At 59.0% G+C, this 22108-nt stretch carries 22 protein-coding genes and 1 pseudogene; 16 read left to right on the forward strand and 7 right to left on the reverse strand.

What is annotated here, in order from left to right:
- Positions 1-58 precede the first annotated feature (58 nt).
- Positions 59-1660: a phospholipase D family protein gene (locus IEX57_RS16195; RefSeq protein WP_188705460.1), complete on the forward strand. Its 1602-nt coding sequence runs from the start codon at positions 59-61 to the stop codon at positions 1658-1660.
- Here the strand turns inward: IEX57_RS16195 and IEX57_RS16200 are convergent.
- Positions 1657-2520 carry a hypothetical protein gene (locus tag IEX57_RS16200; protein WP_188705462.1) on the reverse strand — a complete coding sequence of 288 codons (864 nt, stop codon included), beginning with the start codon at positions 2518-2520 and terminating at the stop codon, positions 1657-1659. The genes IEX57_RS16195 and IEX57_RS16200 overlap by 4 nt on opposite strands.
- Positions 2521-2778: 258 nt before the next feature.
- Here IEX57_RS16200 and IEX57_RS16205 point away from each other — a divergent pair, with 258 nt between their 5' ends.
- Positions 2779-2973: a hypothetical protein gene (locus IEX57_RS16205; RefSeq protein WP_188705464.1), complete on the forward strand. Its 195-nt coding sequence runs from the start codon at positions 2779-2781 to the stop codon at positions 2971-2973.
- Positions 2974-3038: 65 nt separating this feature from the next.
- On the opposite strand, the gene IEX57_RS16210 is transcribed toward IEX57_RS16205, so the two are convergent.
- Positions 3039-4424, reverse strand: coding sequence for a NarK family nitrate/nitrite MFS transporter (locus tag IEX57_RS16210; RefSeq protein ID WP_188705466.1), 1386 nt, complete (start codon positions 4422-4424; stop codon positions 3039-3041).
- A 249-nt stretch (positions 4425-4673) separates the two neighbouring features.
- Here IEX57_RS16210 and IEX57_RS16215 point away from each other — a divergent pair, with 249 nt between their 5' ends.
- Positions 4674-5285, forward strand: a complete 612-nt coding sequence (locus IEX57_RS16215) for a putative pterin-binding protein (protein WP_188705468.1) — start codon at positions 4674-4676, stop codon at positions 5283-5285.
- 79 nt (positions 5286-5364) lie between these two features.
- Here IEX57_RS16215 and IEX57_RS16220 read toward each other — a convergent pair whose 3' ends face one another.
- On the reverse strand, positions 5365-6246 hold the full coding sequence (locus IEX57_RS16220) for an aldo/keto reductase family oxidoreductase (RefSeq protein ID WP_188705470.1): 882 nt from the start codon (positions 6244-6246) through the stop codon (positions 5365-5367).
- Positions 6247-6331: 85 nt separating this feature from the next.
- On the opposite strand from IEX57_RS16220, the gene IEX57_RS16225 reads away from it, so the two are divergent.
- From IEX57_RS16225 to IEX57_RS16235, 3 genes and pseudogenes are all read left to right on the forward strand, one after another.
- A complete protein-coding gene (locus IEX57_RS16225; protein WP_188705472.1) occupies positions 6332-6970 on the forward strand; it encodes a TetR/AcrR family transcriptional regulator in 639 nt (212 codons plus the stop codon).
- Between the two features lie 572 nt (positions 6971-7542).
- Complete coding sequence (locus IEX57_RS16230) at positions 7543-8373, forward strand: hypothetical protein (RefSeq protein WP_188705474.1); 831 nt, start codon at positions 7543-7545, stop codon at positions 8371-8373.
- A gap of 321 nt (positions 8374-8694) precedes the next feature.
- Positions 8695-8874: pseudogene (locus IEX57_RS16235) on the forward strand (IS21 family transposase); the annotation flags it as partial.
- 899 nt (positions 8875-9773) lie between these two features.
- On the opposite strand, the gene IEX57_RS16240 reads toward IEX57_RS16235, so the two are convergent.
- Positions 9774-9974 (reverse strand): helix-turn-helix domain-containing protein, encoded by a 201-nt coding sequence (locus IEX57_RS16240; RefSeq protein WP_229709081.1) that lies wholly within the window; start codon positions 9972-9974, stop codon positions 9774-9776.
- Positions 9975-10899: 925 nt separating this feature from the next.
- Between IEX57_RS16240 and IEX57_RS16245 the strand changes: the two genes are divergently transcribed.
- The 6 genes from IEX57_RS16245 (at position 10900) to IEX57_RS16270 (ending at position 15082) form a co-directional block, all read left to right on the forward strand.
- Positions 10900-11283, forward strand: coding sequence for a VOC family protein (locus tag IEX57_RS16245; protein ID WP_188705478.1), 384 nt, complete (start codon positions 10900-10902; stop codon positions 11281-11283).
- 12 nt (positions 11284-11295) lie between these two features.
- On the forward strand, positions 11296-11991 hold the full coding sequence (locus IEX57_RS16250; RefSeq protein WP_188705479.1) for a helix-turn-helix transcriptional regulator: 696 nt from the start codon (positions 11296-11298) through the stop codon (positions 11989-11991).
- A gap of 430 nt (positions 11992-12421) precedes the next feature.
- On the forward strand, positions 12422-12592 hold the full coding sequence (locus IEX57_RS16255; RefSeq protein ID WP_188705481.1) for a hypothetical protein: 171 nt from the start codon (positions 12422-12424) through the stop codon (positions 12590-12592).
- On the forward strand, positions 12593-13309 hold the full coding sequence (locus tag IEX57_RS16260) for a metal ABC transporter ATP-binding protein (RefSeq protein ID WP_188705483.1): 717 nt from the start codon (positions 12593-12595) through the stop codon (positions 13307-13309).
- Complete coding sequence (locus tag IEX57_RS16265) at positions 13306-14175, forward strand: metal ABC transporter permease (protein ID WP_188705485.1); 870 nt, start codon at positions 13306-13308, stop codon at positions 14173-14175. Before IEX57_RS16260 ends, IEX57_RS16265 begins: the two co-directional genes overlap by 4 nt.
- Positions 14176-14191: 16 nt before the next feature.
- Entirely contained in the window at positions 14192-15082 is an 891-nt protein-coding gene (locus tag IEX57_RS16270) for a metal ABC transporter solute-binding protein, Zn/Mn family (RefSeq protein WP_188705488.1), read from the forward strand.
- 368 nt (positions 15083-15450) lie between these two features.
- Here IEX57_RS16270 and pdxR read toward each other — a convergent pair whose 3' ends face one another.
- The gene (gene pdxR, locus IEX57_RS16275; RefSeq protein WP_188705490.1) at positions 15451-16887 is read right to left on the reverse strand and encodes a MocR-like pyridoxine biosynthesis transcription factor PdxR; all 1437 of its coding nucleotides are present in this window, start codon (positions 16885-16887) and stop codon (positions 15451-15453) included.
- An 89-nt stretch (positions 16888-16976) separates the two neighbouring features.
- On the opposite strand from pdxR, the gene IEX57_RS16280 reads away from it, so the two are divergent.
- The gene (locus IEX57_RS16280; protein WP_188705492.1) at positions 16977-17705 is read left to right on the forward strand and encodes a GNAT family N-acetyltransferase; all 729 of its coding nucleotides are present in this window, start codon (positions 16977-16979) and stop codon (positions 17703-17705) included.
- Positions 17706-17724: 19 nt separating this feature from the next.
- On the opposite strand, the gene IEX57_RS16285 is transcribed toward IEX57_RS16280, so the two are convergent.
- Both IEX57_RS16285 and IEX57_RS16290 read right to left on the reverse strand, forming a co-directional pair.
- Positions 17725-18171: a YiiD C-terminal domain-containing protein gene (locus tag IEX57_RS16285; RefSeq protein WP_188705494.1), complete on the reverse strand. Its 447-nt coding sequence runs from the start codon at positions 18169-18171 to the stop codon at positions 17725-17727.
- A gap of 4 nt (positions 18172-18175) precedes the next feature.
- Entirely contained in the window at positions 18176-19582 is a 1407-nt protein-coding gene (locus IEX57_RS16290; RefSeq protein WP_188705496.1) for a DEAD/DEAH box helicase, read from the reverse strand.
- 519 nt (positions 19583-20101) lie between these two features.
- On the opposite strand from IEX57_RS16290, the gene IEX57_RS16295 reads away from it, so the two are divergent.
- The 3 genes from IEX57_RS16295 to IEX57_RS16305 all read left to right on the forward strand — a co-directional run bounded on the left by IEX57_RS16295 (position 20102) and on the right by IEX57_RS16305 (position 22011).
- On the forward strand, positions 20102-20719 hold the full coding sequence (locus IEX57_RS16295; RefSeq protein ID WP_188705498.1) for a hypothetical protein: 618 nt from the start codon (positions 20102-20104) through the stop codon (positions 20717-20719).
- 150 nt (positions 20720-20869) lie between these two features.
- On the forward strand, positions 20870-21793 hold the full coding sequence (locus IEX57_RS16300) for a branched-chain amino acid transaminase (protein WP_188705500.1): 924 nt from the start codon (positions 20870-20872) through the stop codon (positions 21791-21793).
- Positions 21794-21804: 11 nt separating this feature from the next.
- The gene (locus IEX57_RS16305; RefSeq protein WP_188705757.1) at positions 21805-22011 is read left to right on the forward strand and encodes a zinc-finger domain-containing protein; all 207 of its coding nucleotides are present in this window, start codon (positions 21805-21807) and stop codon (positions 22009-22011) included.
- Positions 22012-22108: the final 97 nt, after the last annotated feature.

Consider the following 22108-nt stretch of genomic DNA (forward strand, 5'->3'; position numbering starts at 1 on the left):
GGCTATGGTTCAGAGCACGCTGCCCGTTCTGATGACCCATCTCCTCCGGACCTTGTCCATGCACTGGATCGCCCGCCGCTGGTCTTTGCTGTTACTGATCTCTATCGTGATGGCCGGGTGCGCCACGCGCGCGCCACTGGCCGAGTTTGATCGTCCTGCCAGTCACGCCCTGCCGGCCGATCCTGGCGGGCCATTGGGCCAGAGCGTGACGGCGGCCGGCATCGCGCATCCGGATCAATCCGGGTTCTATTTGCTGGTGCACGGCCAGGAGGCTTTTGAGGCGCGCCTGGCGCTGATCCAGCAAGCGCGCACCTCGCTTGATCTGCAGTACTACACCGCGCTGCAAGACCATACCGGGACAGTCATCCTGAACGCCCTGACCGCCGCCGCCCGCCGCGGCGTGCGCGTGCGCGTGCTGCTTGATGACCTCAATCTGGGCCACCCGGACAGCATGCTCGCCATCATGGCGGTGCAACCCAATTTTGAAGTGCGGGTGTTCAACCCGTTGACCACTGGCGATCGCTCCATGTTTGCGCGGGCCGGTGCGCTGTTTGCGGATTACGATCATCTGGAACGGCGCATGCACAACAAGTCATTGATTGCCGATGGCGTGCTGGCCATTGTTGGCGGCCGCAATCTGGCCGACCAGTACTTTGACGCGCGGCCCGACATGAATTTCCGGGATCTGGATGTACTGGCCGCCGGCCAGTTGCCCGGCAAGCTGGAAACCAGTTTTGACCACTACTGGAACAGCAAGGAAAGCTACCCGCTGCAGGCGCTGGAATCCCGGCCACCAACCCCGGAGGCGATCAACGCCTGGCAAACCGCCAGCAACGCCCCGCCGCCGCCCACCGACAACAAAGAACCGGCGCAAATGCAGATTCCGGATGCAGCCAGCGCCGATGCCTTGCTCGCCACCGCCACCAGTCACCTGATCTGGGCCCATGCCTGGCTGGCAGCAGACAACCCGGACAAGGTAGAAGCGGACAATGCCAGCGCACCGGCCATGAGCAAGCCGGGTGCCGGGCTGTTCATGGCGGCCCGGCGGGCGCAGCATGAGTTCATCATCATGTCGGCTTATTTTGTCCCGCGGGATGGCGGCACGCAGATGCTGGCAGACCTGGAACAGCGCGGCGTGGCGGTGAAAGTGCTGACCAACTCGCTGGCCTCGACCGACGTCGCCGCCGTGCATTCGGCCTGGCGCAAATACCGCAAGCAACTGGTCGCCAGCGGCGTGGAAGTGCACGAATTCCGCCCGGTGGCCGGGGTGCACGGTGCGGCGCTCTCCACCGGATCGTCCCGCGCCAGCCTGCACACCAAGGCCTATGTGGTAGACCGGCAGATTCTCATGATCGGCTCGTTCAACCTGGACCCGCGCTCGGTCAATCTCAATACCGAACAGGCCGTGCTGATCAAAAGCCCGGAACTGGCCGAACAGGTAGCGCATTTGTATGACCTGGCCGCCACGCCCAAATACAGTTACCTGCTGGAACTGGCCCCGCCGCACCGGCCCGATGACACCGCGCAAAGCCGCCAGTTGCGCTGGGTTGGCCAGGAAGACGGCCAGGACAAAACCTGGACCAGCGATCCTGACGCCGGCTTGTGGCGACGCATGCTCAGCGGCGTGGTCACCCTGTTCCCGGCCGATGACGAACTCTAGGCGCTGGCCTGGCTGTTGGGCGGTTTTTGCTGCCGGCGATACTCGCTGCGTTTCATGGCCATGTATTCATCTGCATCCATTTCATGCAGCTGGCGCGGATAGCGCTCGGTGGCGGTAAACCAGTTGCGCATGCGCGCTTCGGGCTGCGGCGCCGACAACCAGGACTCGATCGCAAAGTAATAGCGGATGGTATTGCGCTCCACAAGGCCGCGGATACCGCCCACCGGCGCGCCATCCACCGTGGTAAAGCCCACCTTGTCGCTACCCAGCGTGTTCAGGTAGGTCTGCAGCGCCAGCCTGGCGGTCAGACCATAACCGTAGGCATAAGACAGATGCACAAAGGTGTGTCCGGCATCCAGCGGGGCAGATTCCAGATTGATGCGGTAATCATGCGTCCCCAGCGGGCCGTTGCCCGCCACCAGGTTGATCTGTGAATACCCGTCGTCCCCGGCCTGGGCGCGCCAGGCGAAATCCAGTTCATGGGCATCAGAGAGCGGCTGATCAAACTTGCGGCCAATGAACACCACCAGTTGGTCTGGTCGGGCGCCTTGATGGCAGTACTTGATGTTCAGATGCAGGATCAGGATGTCGCACCAGTTGCCCGGATCGCTCACGCCGGCCTTGAACTGCGCGAACGGGTGATCCACCACGGCGTAGATTTCGCCTTTGAGTTCTTTGTCGGTCTGGGTGGAAGCCAGCACCAGCGGCTGGCCAAACTGGTTGTGTTCCAGTTGCGCGGTCAGGCTCTGGTAATGCCCCAGCAGCGCCTCACCCGGGGTTTGCGCCGCCGCCAATGCGGCCAGCAACAACAAGATGGCCAGTAACCAGGCTTTGCCGGCGTGTCGATGATGCTTGCGCATGATGTCCCCTCCTTGTGCTGCGTTGTCAGGCCAGGTCTTTGAATTGATAGCAGTTTGTCTGTTTTGATCATGCCACGACAGGCCGGACGGCAGAATACGGGCTGCCCCAAATGGCCGTCGGCATTTGTCCGACAGGCAAATGAGAATGCCCTTGGCATTGCTGCCACGCATGATGCGGTTAAATGACTTCGCCTGAGCCGGTTACGGGGCTGAAAACAAGCGCCCCGACCTGCCACTCAACTTGCACGGGAGAACACCATGACGACTCTGGCCGACCTGACCAATACGGACCTCGAAATCCTGCGTGAAGCCGCTGCCGGCAAATCCATCAACCTGGATTTCCAGCATGTGCGCAACTTGCTTGATGTGGAACCGCCGCTGATCGAGGCCAAGCCTATTTATGGCTTCCAGATCACCAAAGCCGGTGAGGAAGTGGTGCAACAGCATCAGTAATGCGCTGCCACGCCAATAAAAAAAGCGCCCCACGGGCGCTTTTTTTGTCTGTGCCAATGCCGGACTCAGCACGGCATGGCAGCACCCTTGCGGGCGTAGCGCCACAGCGTCAGCAGCAGGCAACTGACATAGAACACCAGCAGCACATACAACGCCGTTTCTGCCGCACCCGTGGTTTTCATGGAGAAACCAAACAGTTGCGGGATCAAAAAGCCGCCATAAGCGCCGATCGCACTGATAAAGCCACCGGCCGCAGCAGATTCACGCGTGCCGTTATGTTCAGCCTCAGCGGCAGCCATGCCTTTTTCCTTTGCCTCGCGCTGGGCGCAAGTCAGGAAAATGGTCGGGATCATGCGGTAGGTGGAACCGTTACCAATACCGGCCAGCACAAACAAGAACTGGAAGGCGATGAAGAAGCCCCAGAAATTGCCGCCCTGCCCTTGTGCGGGCAGGAAAGACAGCACCGCAAGCACGGCCACGATCATGCCGGCGAAGATACCGGCGGTGACGCGGGCGCCACCCATCTTGTCGGACACCCAGCCGCCCATGGGCCGCACCAGCGCGCCAATCAGCGGGCCAATGAACACAAAGCTGGTGACATCCATACTCGGGAACTGGGTTTTGGCCAGCAAGGCAAAGCCGGACGAAAAACCGATAAAGCTGCCGAACGTGCCCAGATACAGCCAGCACATCAGCCAGTTATCCTTGCGACGGAAAATCACGGCTTGTTCAGAGAACGAGGCACGGGCGCTGGAGAGATCATTCATGCCGAACCAGGCCGCCACACTGGACGCAATAATGAACGGCACCCAGATAAACGCCGCGTTTTGCAGCCAGATCTGATGTTCAACGCCATCCTTGGTAAAGGTCTGCGCATCGCCACCAAAGGCCGCGAACATGCCGCCGGTAATCACCAGCGGCATCACGAACTGCGCCACCGACACGCCCAGATTACCCAGACCGGCGTTCATGCCATTGGCGTAGCCTTTCTGACTCTTGGGGAAGAAGTACGCAATATTGGCCATGGAGCTGGCAAAGTTGCCGCTACCCAGACCGGTCAGGAGTGCAATCACCAGCATCACCGAGTACGGCGTGGTCGGGTCTTGCACGGCCATGCCCAGCCAGACTGCCGGGATCAGCAAGGACGCCGTGGAAATGGTGGTCCATTTGCGGCCGCCCAGAATCGACGGCATAAAGCTGTAGAAAATGCGCAGCGTAGCGCCCGAAAGCATGGGCAGCGCGGTCAGCAGGAACAATTGATCCTTGGTGTACTGAAAGCCGATCAGCGGCATCTTCAGCACCACGATGCTCCACATGATGGAGACCGAAAACGCGAGCAGCAGACAGGGGATGGAAATCCACAAATTGCGCTTGGCAATCTGCTCGCCCGATTGTTGCCAGAAAGCCTGGTTTTCAGGCTCCCAGCGGGAAATGACAGCAGACGTTGACATGATGACTGGCCTGTGACGATGGAGTATTGGATAGACACCGCCAAGGGTACGACCAGCAAGCCAGTGGCATAACTGGCCACAAGCACGCCGCAAACACTGCATTAGAACCATGCGCACTAGACCAAATGGACTAGTTCGCCCCTGGCAAAAAGTCAGGATCATGCGCCAGAACATGGTTTAATAACGGGTTTGGCGCACCGGCCGGCCCGCGTGCGACCAGGCAACACCAATAAGGGATACAGGGGCAATATGGACAAGAGAGCGTTTCTGACTGCTGGCGCGGCACTGGTTGCGGGTGTCGCCACCCCGGCGCTGGCCCGCAAAAAAGAAAAAGCCGCCCCTGCCCCCGAACCCGCCGCACCTGCCCCGACCCTGCTGACAGTCTCTGGCGCCATTACCCGCAGCAATCGCGGCCCGCTGGACCCGGTGTTTGATCAGCTACTGAAAAAACAGAACGTGCATTTCAACTCGGCCTGGACCCTGACCTTTGCCGACCTGCTGAAAATGCCGGCGGTAGAAGTCAGCGCCACGCTGGAATACGACGGCAAACCGCACCTGCTCAAAGGGCCGTATCTGGCGCAATTGCTAGCTACGGCCGGCGCCCCCACCCGTGACGGCACCAAAGTGCTGCTGCGCGCGATTGACGGCTACGCCGCGGGCGTCTCGCTGGGTGACCTGCGCAAGTACCGCTATATCGTCGCCACCCACATCGACGGCAAGCCGATTCCGCTGGGTGGCCTCGGCCCGCTCTGGGCGGTGTACTCCCCCGACAGTTTTCCGGAAATGACCGCCAAGCCGCTGCCTGACCGCTACGCTTCGTGCCCGTGGGGCCTGTATCACATTGAAGTGCTGACGGGCTGATCACCGGGCGCCGCCTGCGGAACAAACAAAACCCGGCATTGCGCCGGGTTTTGTTTTTGCTGCGTAGTTCCCCATGCCATCAGGCGGGTACGTTGCCCGCGCCAATCTGATCCAGCGCCGCCAGCATCTGCGGCGGCAGTTGTACCGCCAGGCTGGCGATATTCTGCTGCAAATGCGCCACGGATGACGTCCCCGGAATCAGCAGAATATTGGGCGAGCGCTGCAACAACCAGGCCAACGCCACCTGCATGGGCGTGGCGCCACATTGCTCGGCAGCGTGGCTGAGCGCATCGGCCTGCAAAGGCGAGAACCCGCCCAGCGGGAAGAACGGCACGTACGCAATGCCCTCGGCCGCCAGGCTGTCGATCAGCGCGTCATCACGCCGTTGCGCCAGGTTGTACATGTTCTGCACGCACACAATCTCGGCGATCGCGCGCCCTTGCGCCACTTGCTCCGGCAACACGTTGCTAAGGCCGATATGCCGGATCAGCCCGCGCGCCTGCAGTTCGGCCAGTGCCGTCAGTTGCGGCTCCACGTCGCCCGCAGCGGGGCCGTGAACGCTGAACATCAAGCGCAAATTGACCACGTCGAGCACATCCAGCCCCAGATTGCGCAGGTTGTCGTGCACGGCGGCTTCCAGCTCGGCCGGGGAGTTGGCCACATTCCACGCCCCATCTGCCCCGCGGCTGGCACCCACCTTGGTGACAATGGTCAGGTTATCGGCATACGGGTGCAACGCTTCGCGGATGATCTGGTTGGTGACGTGCGGGCCGTAGAAGTTGCTGGTATCAATATGGTTAATGCCGCTTTCGATTGCGGTGCGCAAAACGGCCAGTGCGGCGGCGCGATCCTTCGGCGGGCCGAAAACCTGCGGGCCAGCCAGTTGCATGGCGCCATAGCCCATACGGTTCACGGTACGGCTGCCCAGGGTAAATGTGCCGGCGCGGCTTGCATCAGTCATTGAAACTACTCCTTCTGAACGGTGGTATCCGGTAAAGCGGGATACATCTAGAATACGAATAATCCTTCAGAATTTGTATTCGCATATGCGCACAGACTCCCTCCCCACACTCGACGCCCGCAAACGGCCACGCCAGGCCCGATCGCAAGCCACCGTCGATACCATTTTCGAAGCCACTATTCAGGTTTTGCTGGCAGAAGGGCTGCCACGCCTGACTACCATCCGCGTGGCCGAGCGCGCTGGTGTCTCGGTCGGCACGCTATACCAGTACTACCCGCAAAAGCAGGCGCTGCTGTTTGCCGTGCTGCAACGGCACCTGGAACAGGTCGCCCGCACGGTAGATGAAGCCGCGTTGTCCATGCACGGCGCCACGCTGGCGCAGATGGTCAGAACCATCGTCACCGCGTTTGTGAAAATCAAAACGCAGAACCTGGCCGAATCCCGCGCGCTGTACGCCGTGGCCACTGAACTTGACTCACGCGAGTACGTGCAGAGCATCAAACAACGCAACCGCGCCGCGCTGGAAGCCATGCTCAGGACGGCCTCCGACGCGCGGTTTGCTGATATCAGCACCGTCACCTTCATGTTTGCCGGCGTGATGATCGGCCCGATCCAGGTTTTGCTGGAAGGCGAACCCACCCCGGAAATGCTCAAGCTCTTGCCGGAGCAACTGGTGTCGGTGTGTCTGGGGTATCTGGAACGCGAAGCCCTGCGCCCGGCCTGAACGCCGGTTTCAGCCAGGCTGGCCCGGACGCGCCAGCGCAGGAAAGACGTCACCAGCCCCGCCACCAGCAACCCCAAGGCGCCGCCCGGATAATGATGCTGTTGTGTCTGGTCTTGTGTGCGCTGATCAGCACGGACTGGTGTTGCACGATTTGCAGCAGGCATGAGTCACCCTCGGCGGGAAGCCAAAACGGGTTGATCCGTCACAAACCAGGTTATGACCAAAGTAATGACCCGACAAGGTGTTTTACCGCCTGGGTACATGTTTTCTTCCGAATAAATGAGATTTCCCTTTCAGCACTATTGAGGCTTCCTGGGGAGTCTTTCTAAAAATTGTTGAGACCGATCGAAGCCAAAAAATGGGATTAGTTAGGTTTTAAGTCTAAAAGTGGGATCGGAATTTTCCATCTATTCATTCAAGAACGTCCGACAATTGATTGGCTCACTCGGTAGCGCCGCCCTAACCCCAAAGACATGGCCAGACAGGTCAGTTTCCGGTGCGCCTTGCTCTGCGTCTGCAAGCGTTTGAGACTGACCAGACGATGCGACCGTAGAATTCCCTGGTACCGCTACATGAAGCGGGAACCTCTCCAAGGCATTCCAATGAGCGATCAAAGCGATAGTACTCTTAAAAACATAGGAATCTTTTCCGTTCTCCAAGCTGCAACGGAAGAAAAATTCTTCTTTCTGGCCGCTACTTTTATTCTGTTCCTGGACAACTGCTTTATCGGGTCTGGGCAACCAGGAATATTCGACCTGGCCCGTAGCAAGGCCTTGATGGACCAGTCCAACCTCGCTACTAAAGGCATTCTTTACTTTGTTGGATTTTCCTTTCTCACAGGCATCCTTTTTCCGCGGATCACGAGTGATCTATTCACGATGCTCGACTGGATCTTCGACAATCCATTTTCTTTGGTAAGCAACTGGTTCAACGTAAATGAGCAGGTACCGGAACGTCCGCGTGGGCATGTTTCTGGGTATAAATTGCTCCAACATGCCCATAAAACTCGGGAAAAGTATTACCTGGACCTTCTGGACCAATATGAAGACGACTATGCCAAGCTGATTCGTAAATGGAGGGAGGACAAGGTCAATAGCTTTTACTGCCTGACCATGTTTGCGATAAATCTTTATCTGGGATGGGGGGCAAGTAACTCGCTGGCGTACCAGCTCGCCATCCATGCGGGAAACATTCATCTGATCTGGCTAGGGTTGCTCCTTCTGATCTGGCTGTTCCTTTCAAACCTTTTGAGGGATCCTCCAACACTGACGGCTTACTGCCCGAGCTTGTATGAAGAGATCAAGAAGGCAGAAATAGAAGAGAAGAAGCGCCGTGACGAATTGCTGGAGAATCGTCCATCCAACTTCAGGCCACTCCGAAGAGACCGGACTGATCTGGACTAATCATACAAACACACGACGAGTTATTGGTATGAGAACAATAGCCGTAAGTTGGGTTGGAAAAACCCAGGACAACCGAATCCATTTTAATAAGTGAAAGTACAAGCCAAACCCACTGTTCACGATGCTCTCTTCAGTGAGAGTGTTGATTTGCACTGAATCCTGACCCACCTTTTGCATCGAATTCTGACCCACCTGATGGACCCTTTTCAGGGGGTGGGTTGGGGCTGCCTGGGGGCTTTTTTCTCCTTTTCCGGTGGAAACGTGCTGTTCTTGAAACGGTAGCTGTCGTTCCCGGTTTCAACAATGTGGCAGTGGTGGGTCAGCGAATTGCCGGAAGGCTTCCGGCAACTCCAGAAGATCCTGCTCAAACGGCCCGGCGGCGATCGGGAAATGGTCGACATCCTCGCCCTGGTGCTGATGCATGATGAAGCCGCCGTGTTGACGGCGGTCGAGCTGGCCCTGGAAGCCGGAATTCCCTCCAAGCAGACCATCCTCAACTTGCGGATCGGCGTACAGTGTGGCAAGGGTGCAGGGTACCTTCTCTCGGATGGTTAACCACTCGCTCCGGCTGTAACGATGTGCCGCATTCTGGCGCAGGTTGCGAGCATTGATAAAAGCAGGTGACGCGACAATGTCCGGATGACGATGCAAGGAAAAGCGAAGGCCGAGAAGGTCTAGCTGGTCAGCCACCGAATTGTATTTTTGCCGGGCTTCATCACTCAGGCCCCCGTCAACCGATTTGCACTCTATGTACAAACGCGGCCGCCAGACATCCCGCCAAATGACCTCGATGTCCGGGATGTAGGTGTGCGCGGCGTTGTCAAACCACATCACAAATTCCCTGCATTGCACATTCAGACGGGCGACGTCGGGATTGCCTTCAAGAGCAAGCAACATATCCCGCTCGGATTTCGACTCATATACCAGCCTTTGTCCGGTTTTAAATGAGTGATGTTCGCCGATGTACTTCATGGAATTGGTATTACTGATAATACGAAGACCGGCCTTCAGCATGGGACACCTCCCCATACCACAGGTCGCCAATTGGATTGCAGCTGGCAAATTTTGGGCGTAACAATGCCCTGAACAAAAGCACTCATGTCTTTGTCTCCATGGGTAATTCGTGGCTCGCGAGGAAGCCACAAACGATGGAGCGCAACCGTACGTCCGATATCAAACGTTAATGTTGCCATTGGATTAGTACGGCGACAGAATGAGACTTGATCCCGTCCAAAAGATCGTTCTCCCTCGGCCAAAGCAATACTTGGCTGAGGGGGTCCCACCCTGACCGTTGCGCTTTACTACTAGGTCACCTGGTTTTATCCCGTTAAATCATTCTCCTGTTTCAATTCAATACACATTGATGATAGTGACAGCCCCGAAGGGCTATCGCTGATGAATCAATTGCCATTCATTGCCTTTGATTGTTTTCCGTGTTGTCGGGTTTGCTGTTCAATCCACTCAAGAACGTCCTCGCGCCGCCAGCGCCGAATGCGGCCGACACGCAGGAACGGCGGGCCTTCGTGCTGGCCAATAATTTTATCGAGCGTTTTTACGCTGATGCAGAGCAGCTGCGCCACATCTTTGGCTTCCATGAACATGTCGGTCAACTCTTAGTCCTCCCGAAAGAAACGGAAATGGACGTCCTGTGGCGCAAATTAAACGCGCCGGGGATGCCCGCTGTCAAACAATGCTTTTATTTTAAAATCATTAAATCAATCAATTTTACCGATTTAATTTAAGGAAAATTGCCCTTACACTATTTTCTTGCAAGTCATAGAATCATTTTCTAAATAGCAATATGCCATTATGTCGCAGCATCTCTCAAAAATCCTTACAAGTAACAAACAAATTCGAACCATAATAGCGGCAATTTTCTGCGTTACATTTTTTCCTAAATAGCAAATTGCCATTTACGGCTAAAACCCCCATAAACATTAACTCTTTTAGTCCGAATTACAAATGTTTTTCTTTTGTTACTGGTTGCAGGTAAGTTGCAATGTATTCAATTAAATACATAAAATCAGTGCAAGAATTTATTTCGCACACGAGAAAATTTGACAGATACTGAAAGCATCAGTCACTGCTACCAGCTGATCTTGCATCACTTTGCGAAACAAACTGGCATTCGACAGGCGGTCATTTTTCAAGGACGAGCGAGATAACAGGTCAAAGCCTAGGCAAACCCCTTCCAATATGGGATGACCTGGACTAGCTCAGGGTGTTTTGCTCCCTTTTTCCCTCGCTTCTCCTCTCGCTTCCAGAGCGTCGATTAAAACCCTGGATCACGCGCCAGTCGGTGCCGTTGCTCCAAGCGCCCCAGGCCCGATTTCCAGTCTCAACTTTAGGCTTCGATAAATCTCATCTTTTGGCTTAAAAATCCCAACATCTCCGGAAATAAACAGTACATTCAGCGCAAAAGATGACCTGGCTCCACACTACTGACAGAATGGTGTCAGTAGCCCCCGCGTACATTGCACCTCACGCCACCCCGGCGTCATACCAATGCACTCAGGAGACTCGATCATGGACACCATTCAAAATCCGTTCTGCTGGACTGAAATTGCTGTTGCCGACATGGAGCGTGCCGTGCGTTTTTACGAAGCCGTGTTCAACACCCATCTCAAGCGTGAACGCTTTGGCGACTCTGACCAGGCCATTTTCCCGCATGCCGAAGACCAGCCGGGCGGTGCGCTGTTCAAGGCGGCGCACATGCAGCCGGGCGCCAGCGGCACACGCGCTTATCTGAACGTGGGCACGGAAAAGCTCGACACCGTGCTGGGCCGGGTGGAACGCGCGGGCGGCAAGATGGATTTCCCGGTGGTGTTTCTGGGCGATTGCATTGGTTACATTGCCGGCATGGTTGATTCAGAAGGCAACCGCGTTGGCCTTTTCTCTCACGCGGGTTAACCAGGGCACCCCATGCGCCGCGCAGACAGACTCTTCCAGATTGTGCAGTTCCTGCGCGGCCGGCGGCTGACCACCGCACGCTGGCTGGCAGAGAAACTGGAAGTCTCGGAGCGCACAATCTATCGCGATATCCAGGATTTGATGGCCTCTGGCGTGCCTATTGATGGCGAGGCCGGCATGGGCTACGTGCTGCATAAAACGTACGACATGCCGCCCTTGATGTTTGATCAGGAAGAAATCGAAGCCGTCACCATCGGCCTGCGGATGGTGCGCTCCTGGGGCGGCAACCGGCTGGAACGCGCCGCCATCCGCGCCCAGGCCAAGATCAACGGCGCCCTGCCACTGGATTTGCGCCGCCGCTTTGGCCGGGTGTCTTTGTATTCGCCGGGCTGGACCAAACCGTTTTCGGGTGAGTTCTTTGATCTGATCCACGCCGCGATCGGCACCAACCAGGTGCTGCAGATGGATTACTGCCGGCTCGATAGCGAGGAAAGCGAACAGCGCCATATCTGGCCACTGGGCCTGTTCTTCTGGGGTGCCAAGTGGACGCTGGTGGCCTGGTGTGAAAAGCGGGTGGATTTCCGCACATTCCGGCTGGACCGGATTACCGCCTTGCAGCCGGCGGACCGGGCGTTCATCCCGCACCGGGAACGCGATCTGGATGCGTATTTCAAGTCTGCGGGCGTGCCGGCGGATGTGGATGAGTGAGGTGTGAGGTGTGAGGTGTGCAGAGTGCAAATGCCGGTCTGCCAGATGCAACTACTCTTTTACACACACCACCACTTCGTCATTCCTGACCTCGGCGGCCCCCTTGGCCGGAATCCAGGCGCAAATAGGTGTGCCGAAGGCACGGAAAATGGTTTGCCAGCTAAAGCCCACCTGCGGTGGGCGTGCTGGATTCCTGCCTTCGCAGGAATGACGAACCAGGGGTATGCACGCCTCCCCCTCCTCACTCCTCACTCCTCACTCCTCACTCCTCACTCCTCACTCCTCACTCCTCACTCCTCACTCCTCACTCCTCACTCCTCACACCTCACACCTCACTCCTCACTCCTCACATCCCCGCCCGCTCCCCTTGCCCCGCCCGGCCTCAATCCCGCATAATGCAACATTATTGCAATTAAGCCATTCCGGTTCGATGTCCCACCAACATACCCACGATCACTCGCATGCCCACGCGCATAGCCATGCTGCGCCCGCCAGACCGGGCCTGCCTGCCCGTCTGTTTGCTTCCAGCGCTGGCCAGCGATTGCTGATTGCGCTGGTGCCGCTGGCGCTGGTGTGGTTGATGACCTGGTGGGCCATGTAAATGATCCGGCTGGATGACATCACCGTTTGCTATCGCAAACACCCGGCAGTGCATCATGTCAGTGGCACGTTCACAGCCGGTGGGCTGACCGCCGTGGTGGGCCCCAACGGCGCAGGCAAGACTACGCTGCTCAAGGCAGTCACCGGTTTGCAGCCGTTGACCACGGGCAAGATCACCGCAGACGGGGCGATTGCCTATCTGCCGCAACTGGCAGAGCTGGATCGCCAGTTTCCGCTGACGGTCAATGAGCTGGTCCTGTCTGGCGCGTGGAAACGCAAGGGCGGGTTCTCCAGCCTGGCGGGCGATGAATCCACCCGTACGCAAGCGGCGCTGGATCGGGTTGGCCTCTCCGGGTTTGGCGAGCGTCCGATCAGCACGCTGTCTGGCGGCCAGTTGCAACGCGCCCGCTTTGCGCGCCTTCTGGTGCAGGACACGCCCATCATCTTGCTGGACGAACCCTTCAACAATATCGATACCCGCACGCGCGATACGCTGCTGCATATCCTGGAACACTGGCGCGATGAATCGCGCACCGTGGCCGTGGTCGTGCACGACATGGGCATCGCGCACTCGCATTTCCCTGAAACCCTGTTGCTGGCGCATGAAGTGATTGCCTGGGGCCCGACCGCCACCACGCTGGACCCGGCCAATCTGGATCGCGCGCAGCAAATGACCGAATACTGGCAAAACGATGCCCCCTGGTGTGCCCGCCCATGACCCTCAATGAATTGTTGATTGCACCGGTCACGGACTTTGCCTTCATGCGCCGCGCACTGGCCGGTTGCGTGGCGCTGGCCACGGGTTGCGCCCCCATGGGCGTGATGCTGGTGTTGCGCCGCATGAGCCTGATGGGCGATGCGCTCTCTCACGCCGTGCTGCCAGGCGCGGCGGTCGGCTTTATTTTTGGCGGTTTCGCCCTGCCCTGGCTGGCCGGTGGCGGTATTGCGGCCGGTTTGCTGGTGGCGCTGCTGGCGGGTCTGGCCAGCCGTTTTACCAGCCTGAATGAAGACGCCAGTTTTGCCGGCTTCTATCTGGTATCGCTGGCGGTTGGCGTGGTGCTGGTGTCACGCTGGGGCAGCAATGTCGATCTGATCCATCTCTTGTTTGGTTCCGTATTGGCCATTGATGACCCGGCGCTGCTGCTGCTGGCCTCCATCACCACCCTCACCCTGCTGTGGCTGGCCATCAATTACCGCGGCGTGATTCTGGAATGCGTTGATCCCGGCTATCTGGCCGTCAATGGCGGGCGCGGCAGTCGTTACCACCTGGGTTTGATGGTGCTGACCGTGTTCAACCTCGTCGCCGGTTTCCAGGCCATGGGCACGCTGATGGCCGTGGGCATGATGATGCTGCCCGCCACCATCGCCCGCTTGTGGGCCGACACCCTGGCCGGTTTGCTGCTGGCCGCCTGGTTGTCTGGCCTTGCTGCCAGCGTGGTCGGGCTGTTGTTGTCGTATCACCTTAACCTGCCGTCCGGCCCGGCCATTGTGCTGGTGGCGGGCGTGCTGTATCTGCTGTCGTTGTGGCTGGCACCGCATGGCTGGCTGGGCCGCCGCGCCAGCAAGACTCATCTGCAACATTAAGCTTCAAGGAAACCCCATGCCGCGTCTGTTCCGTAGTCTTGCCCTGCTCTGCCTGATGGCCTTGTCCGGCCTGGCTGGCGCGGCAGATCGCCTGCCGGTGGCGGTGAGTTTCTCGGTACTGGGCGATCTGGTGCGGCAGGTTGGCGGCGAGCGCATCACCACCGTGCAACTGGTCGGCCCGGATGAAGACGCGCACGTTTACCAGCCCACACCTGGCGCCATTGCCGATGTCTCACGCACGAAGCTGTTCTTTGTGAATGGTCTGGGCCTGGAAGGCTGGCTGACCCGCCTGCAACAGGCCGCTAGTTATAAAGGCCAGGTGATCACCGTCAACCAGGGCGGCGAAGCGCTGACCATGACTGAAGACGGCAAACGCGTTACCGACCCGCACACCTGGCAAGACCCGGCCCGCGTGAAAGGCATGGTAGAGGTCATCACCAAGGCGCTGGCCAGTGCCGACCCGGCCGGCAGCGCTTACTACCGCCAGCGTGCTGATGCGTATCAAAAACAACTGGATGACCTGGCCAGCTGGGCCACCACCCAGTTCAACACCATCCCCGCCGGCAAGCGCGTGATCCTGACCTCGCATGATGCCTTTGGTTATCTGGGCCACCGTTTTGGCGTGAAAATTCTGGCCCCGCAAGGTGTCTCGACCGACGCTGAACCCAGCGCCAAAGAAGTGGGCGATCTGGTCCGCCAGATCCGCAGCAGCGGCATCCGTGCGGTGTTCATGGAGAACATCAGCAATCCGAAAATGGTGCAGCAGATTGCCGCTGAAACCGGCACCACCGCCACGGCCCGGCTGTATTCAGATGCGCTGTCCAAAGACGGCAGTGCAGATACTTATCTGAAAATGTACCGGCACAATGTGACTGCGCTGGTGGCGGGGATGAAGCTGAACAAGTGAGGTGTGAGGTGTGAGGTGTGAGGTGTGAGGTGTGAGGTGTGAGGTGTGAGGTGTGAGGTGTGAGGTGTGCAGAGTGTAAATGCCGGTCTGCCAAGTGCAACTACTCTTTTACCCACACCGCAACTTCGTCATTCCTGCGCAGGCAGGAATCCAACACGCCCACCGCAGGTGGGCTTTACCTGGCAAACCAGTTTCAGTGCCTTCGGCACACCTATTTGCGCCTGGATTCCTGCCTTCGCAGGAATGACGAGTCAAAGGTATGCACGCCTCCCCCTCCTCACTCCTCACTCCTCACTCCTCACTCCTCACTCCTCACTCCTCACTCCTCACTCCTCACTCCTCACTCCTCACTCCTCACTCCTCACTCCTCACTCCTCATCCCGCAACACCCCACGCACCGTTCCGATCAGCCGCCTGGCCTCAAACTTGATCTCTTCATGATTGAGCCCGGCAAAACCCAGCATCCAGCCTTCTACTGTTTGCGGCCCCAGATGAGCGCTGTGCAGATCACGCAGTTGTGTGCCGGCTTGCCGCACCGCCGGGGTCAGCAGGGCTTCATGGCCGGTTGGCAGCAAGCCGGCGCATTGCAGGCCGCTGTCATAGCCCACCAGTTGCAATTTATCCGCCAGCGGCGCCAGCTCTTCCAGCAGGCAATCGCGGCGGCTGCGGTACAGCAGGCGCATGCGGCGCAAGTGGGCGCCAAAATGGCCCTGGCTGATAAAGTCGGCGGTCACGGCTTGCTGCACATAGCTGCTATGACCGTCACACGCGCGGCGGGCGCTGGTCAGTGCGGGCATCAACGATTCTGGCGCGACCACGTACGCCAGCCGAAGCCCGGGGAACAGCACCTTGCTGAACGTCCCCACGTACAGCACACAACCGGCGTCATCCAGCCCCTGCATCGCCGGTAGCGGCTTGTGGTCGTACTGGTATTCACCGTCGTAGTCGTCTTCCACAATCCAGGCCTTGTGCTGGCGTGCCAGCGCCAGCAGCGCCATCCGGCGGGTAAGCGACAGCCGCATGCCCAGCGGGTACTGGTGCGATGGCGTGACGTAGATCATGCGCGGTGACGGCAAACTGCGGTCGCCTTGCCAGGCCAGACCTTCTTCATCCAGCGGTACGGGCTGCAATCTGGCCCCGGCCGCCTGCAGTGCCGCCCGCGCGCCGTGGTAGCCCGGGTCTTCCACCCAGGCGGTGTCGCCGGCATCCAGGAGGGTCAGTGCCAGCAACTGCAAGGCTTGCTGAGAGCTGGCCAGGATCATCACTTGCCCGGCATGGCAACGCACCCCGCGCGATTGCGCCAGATACGCAGCAATGGCCTGACGCAAGGGCAGATAGCCTTGCGGATCGCCGTATTCCATCAGCGCGTTGTGGCCGGACAGGCGCAAGACGCGGGCCTGCAGGCCGTTCCAGATCTCATGGGGAAACGCGCGCATATCCGGAATACACGCCCGCAGCCCGGCGTTGCCTTCTGCCTTGAGGGTGGTGCGCTGCATGGACAAACCGCGCTGCGACGGCCCGGCGATAGCGGCCCCGCCAGAGGGTCTGGCCGGAAAGCGCGCCAGCACATCAATCGCCACAAACGTGCCGGCGCCAACCTTGCGGCTGACATAGCCTTCGGCCTCCAGCCTGGCGTAGGCGGCCTCTACGGTCACCCGGGCCACGCCCAGCTCGGTCGCCAGCGCACGTGACGCCGGCAAACGCTGGCCTACACCAAGATTGCCTTGCAGGATTTGCGCCCTGACCTGGCGGCAAACCAGTTCTTGTAACGACACGCCGGCGGCGTTCTGGGTGAGTAGCGACATTGGCCTTATCCATTCATGGTTAATGGCATCATATGAAAGACCATTTTCACCCTAAACTGATGCCGTCACCAACCCCGCGGACCAAAACAATGCAAACATGGCAAAACGATCTGGGTCAGCCCCTGGGCGAGCCCCTGCCAGGCTGGACCATGCCGCCGTTCCCGCCGCAGCAGACCCTTAGCGGTTTTGGCTGCCGGCTGGAGCCCTTGAACCCGGCAAAACACGGCAATGATTTGTGGGAAGCCTTCAGCGCCGATACCGACGGCCGGATGTGGACGTATCTCACGGTCGGGCCGTTTGCCCGCCAGGCCGACCTGGACGGCTGGCTGCAACAACTGGCCAGCAAGCCCGATCCGCAACCGTACGCCATTGTCGACGCCGAAACCGGCAAGACGCACGGTCTGATCTGCTATCTGCGCATTGCGCCGGAATCGGCCAGCATTGAAGTGGGCTGGGTGACGTTCTCTCCGCTCCTGCAACAGACCACGCTGGCCACGGCAGCCCAGTTTTTGCTGATGCGCAATGCGTTTGCGCTGGGCTACCGGCGCTATGAATGGAAGTGCAACGTGCTCAATATCCCGTCGCACAAGGCGGCAGAACGCCTGGGGTTTACTTTTGAAGGGATTTTCCGCCAGGCCACCATCAACAAGGGCCGCAATCGCGATACCACCTGGCTGTCGATGCTGGATAAGGAATGGGCCAGGCTGGAACCGGCCTATCTGCAGTGGCTGGATGCAGACAATTTTGATGCCGCTGGCCGGCAGCGGGTCAGCCTTTCTGCGCTGACGCGGGCAGCATTAGCCGACGCGGCAGCGTGAGGGCAAGGTGTAAAAACCGTTAAGCGGGAAGGCGCACGGCGACATAAACGCCGTGGAATGTGGCGGCCAGCGCATTGCTGGCCGTTATCACTTCTACAGCGACCGCCAGGCGCCCTTTGCCCCGGCGGGCATACATGCGCTCGAACGCCGCCAGATCAGCCGCATCCGGCGGCAGAACGCGGGCGGTAAAGTCAGCAGCAATCGGCAGGATAAAATCGGTTGCGCCTGACTGGATCACCACATCTGCCCCTTCACCCGCGGCGACGTTGACCGCCATCCAGCCAGCAATGGTCGCCAACGTGGAGATGCTGCCGCCAAACGCGGTGGCGTGATCATTGCGGTTGGGTTCAAACGGGGCAGACAAATGCCAGGCTGCGGCATCGCCCAGCACGGCCACTTGCATGGCCGCCAGCAGCGGAAACCCTGTATGTAACCGCTGCTGCCAGGACGATGCAAAGCCGCTCACGCGCTCAGGAACCCGAATTCACCGGGGTGCGCGGGGGCAGGAACAGCGCGGCAATCTGCTTGGGACGGTTGCGACCGGTGAGCGGCGCATCCGGCATTTCAGCCGGCGAAGTACGGGCGCTGCCACCCAGCGCTGGCGTCTGGTTCCGCACCGGCGCCATGCCCGGCTTGTTGCCGCGGCGATCCCCGTTGCGCTCATGACGATCGCCCCGGTCATTGCGCTCAGGGCGCTCGCTCCGCTCGGCGCGGGCCGGCGGCTCAACATGCGTACCCGGCGAGAAACCCGGCACCGGCGTGAGCTGGAAATTCTTCTTGATCAGCTTCTGGATACCGACAAAGGCTTTTTCTTCGCCCGGATCAACCAGCGAAATCGCCACGCCCTTGGCGCCAGCGCGGCCGGTACGGCCGATACGGTGCACGTAATCTTCCGGGTTGCCTGGCAGTTCAAAGTTCACCACATACGGCAGTTCGGTGATATCCAGACCACGGGCGGCCACATCCGTCGCCACCATGACCTTGATCCGGCCTTCCTTGAACGAGGCCAGGGCTTCCATCCGGGCTTTCTGGTCGCGATCGCCGTGCACGGCCTCGCAGGCAAAACCTTCACGCTTCAGATCACGCGCCAGTTGATCGGCGCCTTGCTTGGTGCGGGTGAACACAATCACCTGCTGCATATCTTGCGTGCGGATCAAATGGGCCAGCAGCGCGCGTTTGCGGTGCGTTTCGCACGGGTGAAGAATCTGTTCGACGTTGTCGTTGGTGGCGTTCTGGCGGGCCACTTCCACCGTGACGGGCTCATGCAGGAAGTCGGCCACCAGCTTTTTGATTTCCGGCGAGAACGTGGCCGAGAACAGCAAGGTCTGCTTGCGGTTGACCAGCATGTCCATGATGCGGCGGATATCGGGAATGAAACCCATATCCAGCATGCGGTCGGCTTCATCGAGCACCAGGATTTCGACTTGCGAGAGGTTCACGGTTTTTTGCTGCACGTGATCCAGCAAGCGGCCCGGCGTGGCAACCAGCACTTCAACACCGCCGCGCAGTGCAGGAATCTGGCCGTTGATATCAACACCGCCGTACACCACGTGGCTGCGCAAGGTTTGATACTTGCTGTAGGCCTTGACCGATTCGGCCACCTGGTCTGCCAGTTCACGCGTCGGGGTCAGGATCAGCGCGCGCAGCGGATGGCGGGCCGGCGAGACGCTGGTATTGGCGTGCGGGGCCAGGCGGGTCAGGATCGGCAGCGTAAAGGCTGCGGTCTTGCCAGTGCCCGTCTGGGCAGCACCCAGTACGTCCTTGCCTTCCAGCACGACAGGAATGGCTTGCGCCTGGATCGGGGTCGGGCTCTCATAGCCTTGTTCTTCAATTGCTTTGAGTACTGCGGGCGCCAGCCCCAGCGTTGCAAAAGTCATCCTGCGCTTACTCCACCAAACAAAAGATCCGGCTTGTCGCCGGTAGTCAGACACCAGAGCGTTATGCAAACCTCTGGATAATCAAAGAGTTTATCACGGTTCCCCGCACGCGCGCTTTATTTGCCCGCTTGTCTGTCAGCGCTTTGCTTACGTCCATGCCGGACAACCCCACGTCAAACAGATACTCAATGATATATGACTGACAAATAGTAAAGAGTTACGGTGATTGAGGCCAACTATGACACATACATAGAATTTGCCACCCGCCATAATGGCGTTGTCCCTGAACGACCGGTTGCGCAAAGGCAGAGAGCAACGTTATACGGTCGGTCTGAACCCAGACAATTCTCCGTTTGGCGGGTTGCAAACCGCTGACCGGGCCCGTGCCCCCGCATGGCCTGGTTCTTGGCGGGACGCACTGAAGCCGTGGCCCCGAGCATAACGCCGGGGCCATTTTTTTTGCTGGACCAATGACTCAATCTGATAACATTGAGTCAGTCCATCATATAAAAACAGATCATGCCTACCCCGCCGCTCAATCTGCCTGACAACGACACCCTCAAACGCTGGACCCACGGCCAGATCCTGGTGGTTCCCGCCCTGGGCCGCAGCTTTGTCCTGACCAATGACTGGGAAAACGCCCGCAGTGGCGATCATCCAGAGGCTTATCGCGATGGCGAAGCCTGGCTGTCACGTGACACCCAGTATTTGCCGCGGCTCAATTTCCGGGTAACAGAGGCCATTGCCGCGCCCGCCAAAACCGTGGCACCGGCCGGGTTTATCAGCGGCGTGTACTGGCACAATGCCAAAGAAGGCGTGCAAGTGCGGCGTGACGGGTTCCGCGCGTTTCCGCCGGCACGACGCAAACATCAGCCCGGCGAGATCATGGAGCACGGCAAGATCGTCATCCAGACCCGGCACCCGCGCACGCTGGAAGCCATCAGCCGGCTGGCCGAGCGTCTGGGCACCCGAGAACAAAGTCTTTTGCTGGATGCGCTCTACAGCGGCCTGACCCACATTGCCAGCACCCGGCTGGACCCGGCCCGCGCCGAAGCCTTCCTCAAGGCATTCAGCGTCACCCAGGCCACCGACCGCGCCACGCAGGAAACAGAGCAAGATCCATTTTCTGTGCTGTAAACGGCGGCCAAACCTTGCAGGCAGCAACATTTGCCAGCCCGGTCTTGTTGCACCGCACGTCGAAGCTCTTGCAGATTGGCTAGAGGTAGTGCGGCCTGTTCGGTTACAATCATCGACTTTCCATCACCGATCCAGGCAGGAGAAACACCCATGTCGATGGCTGACCGCGACGGCGTCATCTGGTACGACGGCAAACTGGTTGAGTGGCGCTCTGCGACCACGCACGTACTGACCCACACGCTGCATTACGGCCTTGGTGTATTCGAAGGCGTCCGCGCTTATGAAACCCCGAACGGCCCGGCCATCTTCCGCCTGCAGGATCACACCGACCGCCTGTTCCGCTCTGCCCACATCCTGGGCATGAAGCTGCCGTTCTCCAAAGAAGAACTGAACGCAGCGCAACTGGCCGTGGTGAAAGAAAACGGTCTGAAGTCCTGCTACCTGCGTCCGATGGCTTTCTACGGCGCTGGCAAGCTGGGCGTAGCCCCGCCGGTTGATGACGTGCATATCATCGTGGCCGCCTGGCCGTGGGGTGCTTACCTGGGCACGGATGGCCTGGAAAAGGGTATCCGCGTGAAGACATCGAGCTTCACCCGCCACCACGTGAACATCACCATGTGTAAAGCCAAGGCCAACGGCAATTACATGAACTCGATCCTGGCCAACACCGAAGCCACCCGCGACGGTTACGACGAAGCCCTGTTGCTGGACAACGAAGGCTACGTGGCTGAAGGCTCGGGCGAGAACGTGTTCATCGTGCGCAAGGGCAAGATCTACACGCCGGACCTGACCAGCGCGCTGGAAGGCATCACGCGCGACACCATCGTGCAACTGGCGGAAGAACACAATATTCCGGTCATCGAAAAACGCATCACCCGTGACGAAGTCTATAGTGCCGATGAAGCGTTCTTTACCGGTACTGCCGCTGAAGTCACCCCGATCCGTGAACTGGATGGCCGTACCATCGGCGCCGGCACCCGTGGCCCGATTACCGAACTCTTGCAAAGCCGCTACTTTGCTTGCGTCAAGGGCCAGGAAGGCTCGCGCAGCGAATGGCTGACCCCTGTCAAGTGAGCGACAAGAACATGAGCGAACTCAAAGAAAACACCCAACGCGTGATCGAAGTCGGCGCTGCCGACCTGCCGCTGCACTGCCCGATGCCGGACATGATGAAATGGAACGCCCACCCGCGCGTGTTCCTGCCCATCGACCGCACCGGCGAAGCGCTGTGCCCGTACTGCGGCACGCAATATCGCCTGAAGGCAGGCGAAGTCATCAAAGGTCATCACTGAGCTTTGCTCTGGCTGTAGACAAAACGGCGCATTGCGCCGTTTTGTCGTTTACGCAGCACCGTATTTGTATCTGTTGTATCAAGCAATAACAGACCGT

Source organism: Silvimonas iriomotensis, from assembly GCF_014645535.1.
In the GTDB taxonomy this organism is placed as follows: Bacteria; Pseudomonadota; Gammaproteobacteria; order Burkholderiales; family Chitinibacteraceae; genus Silvimonas; species Silvimonas iriomotensis.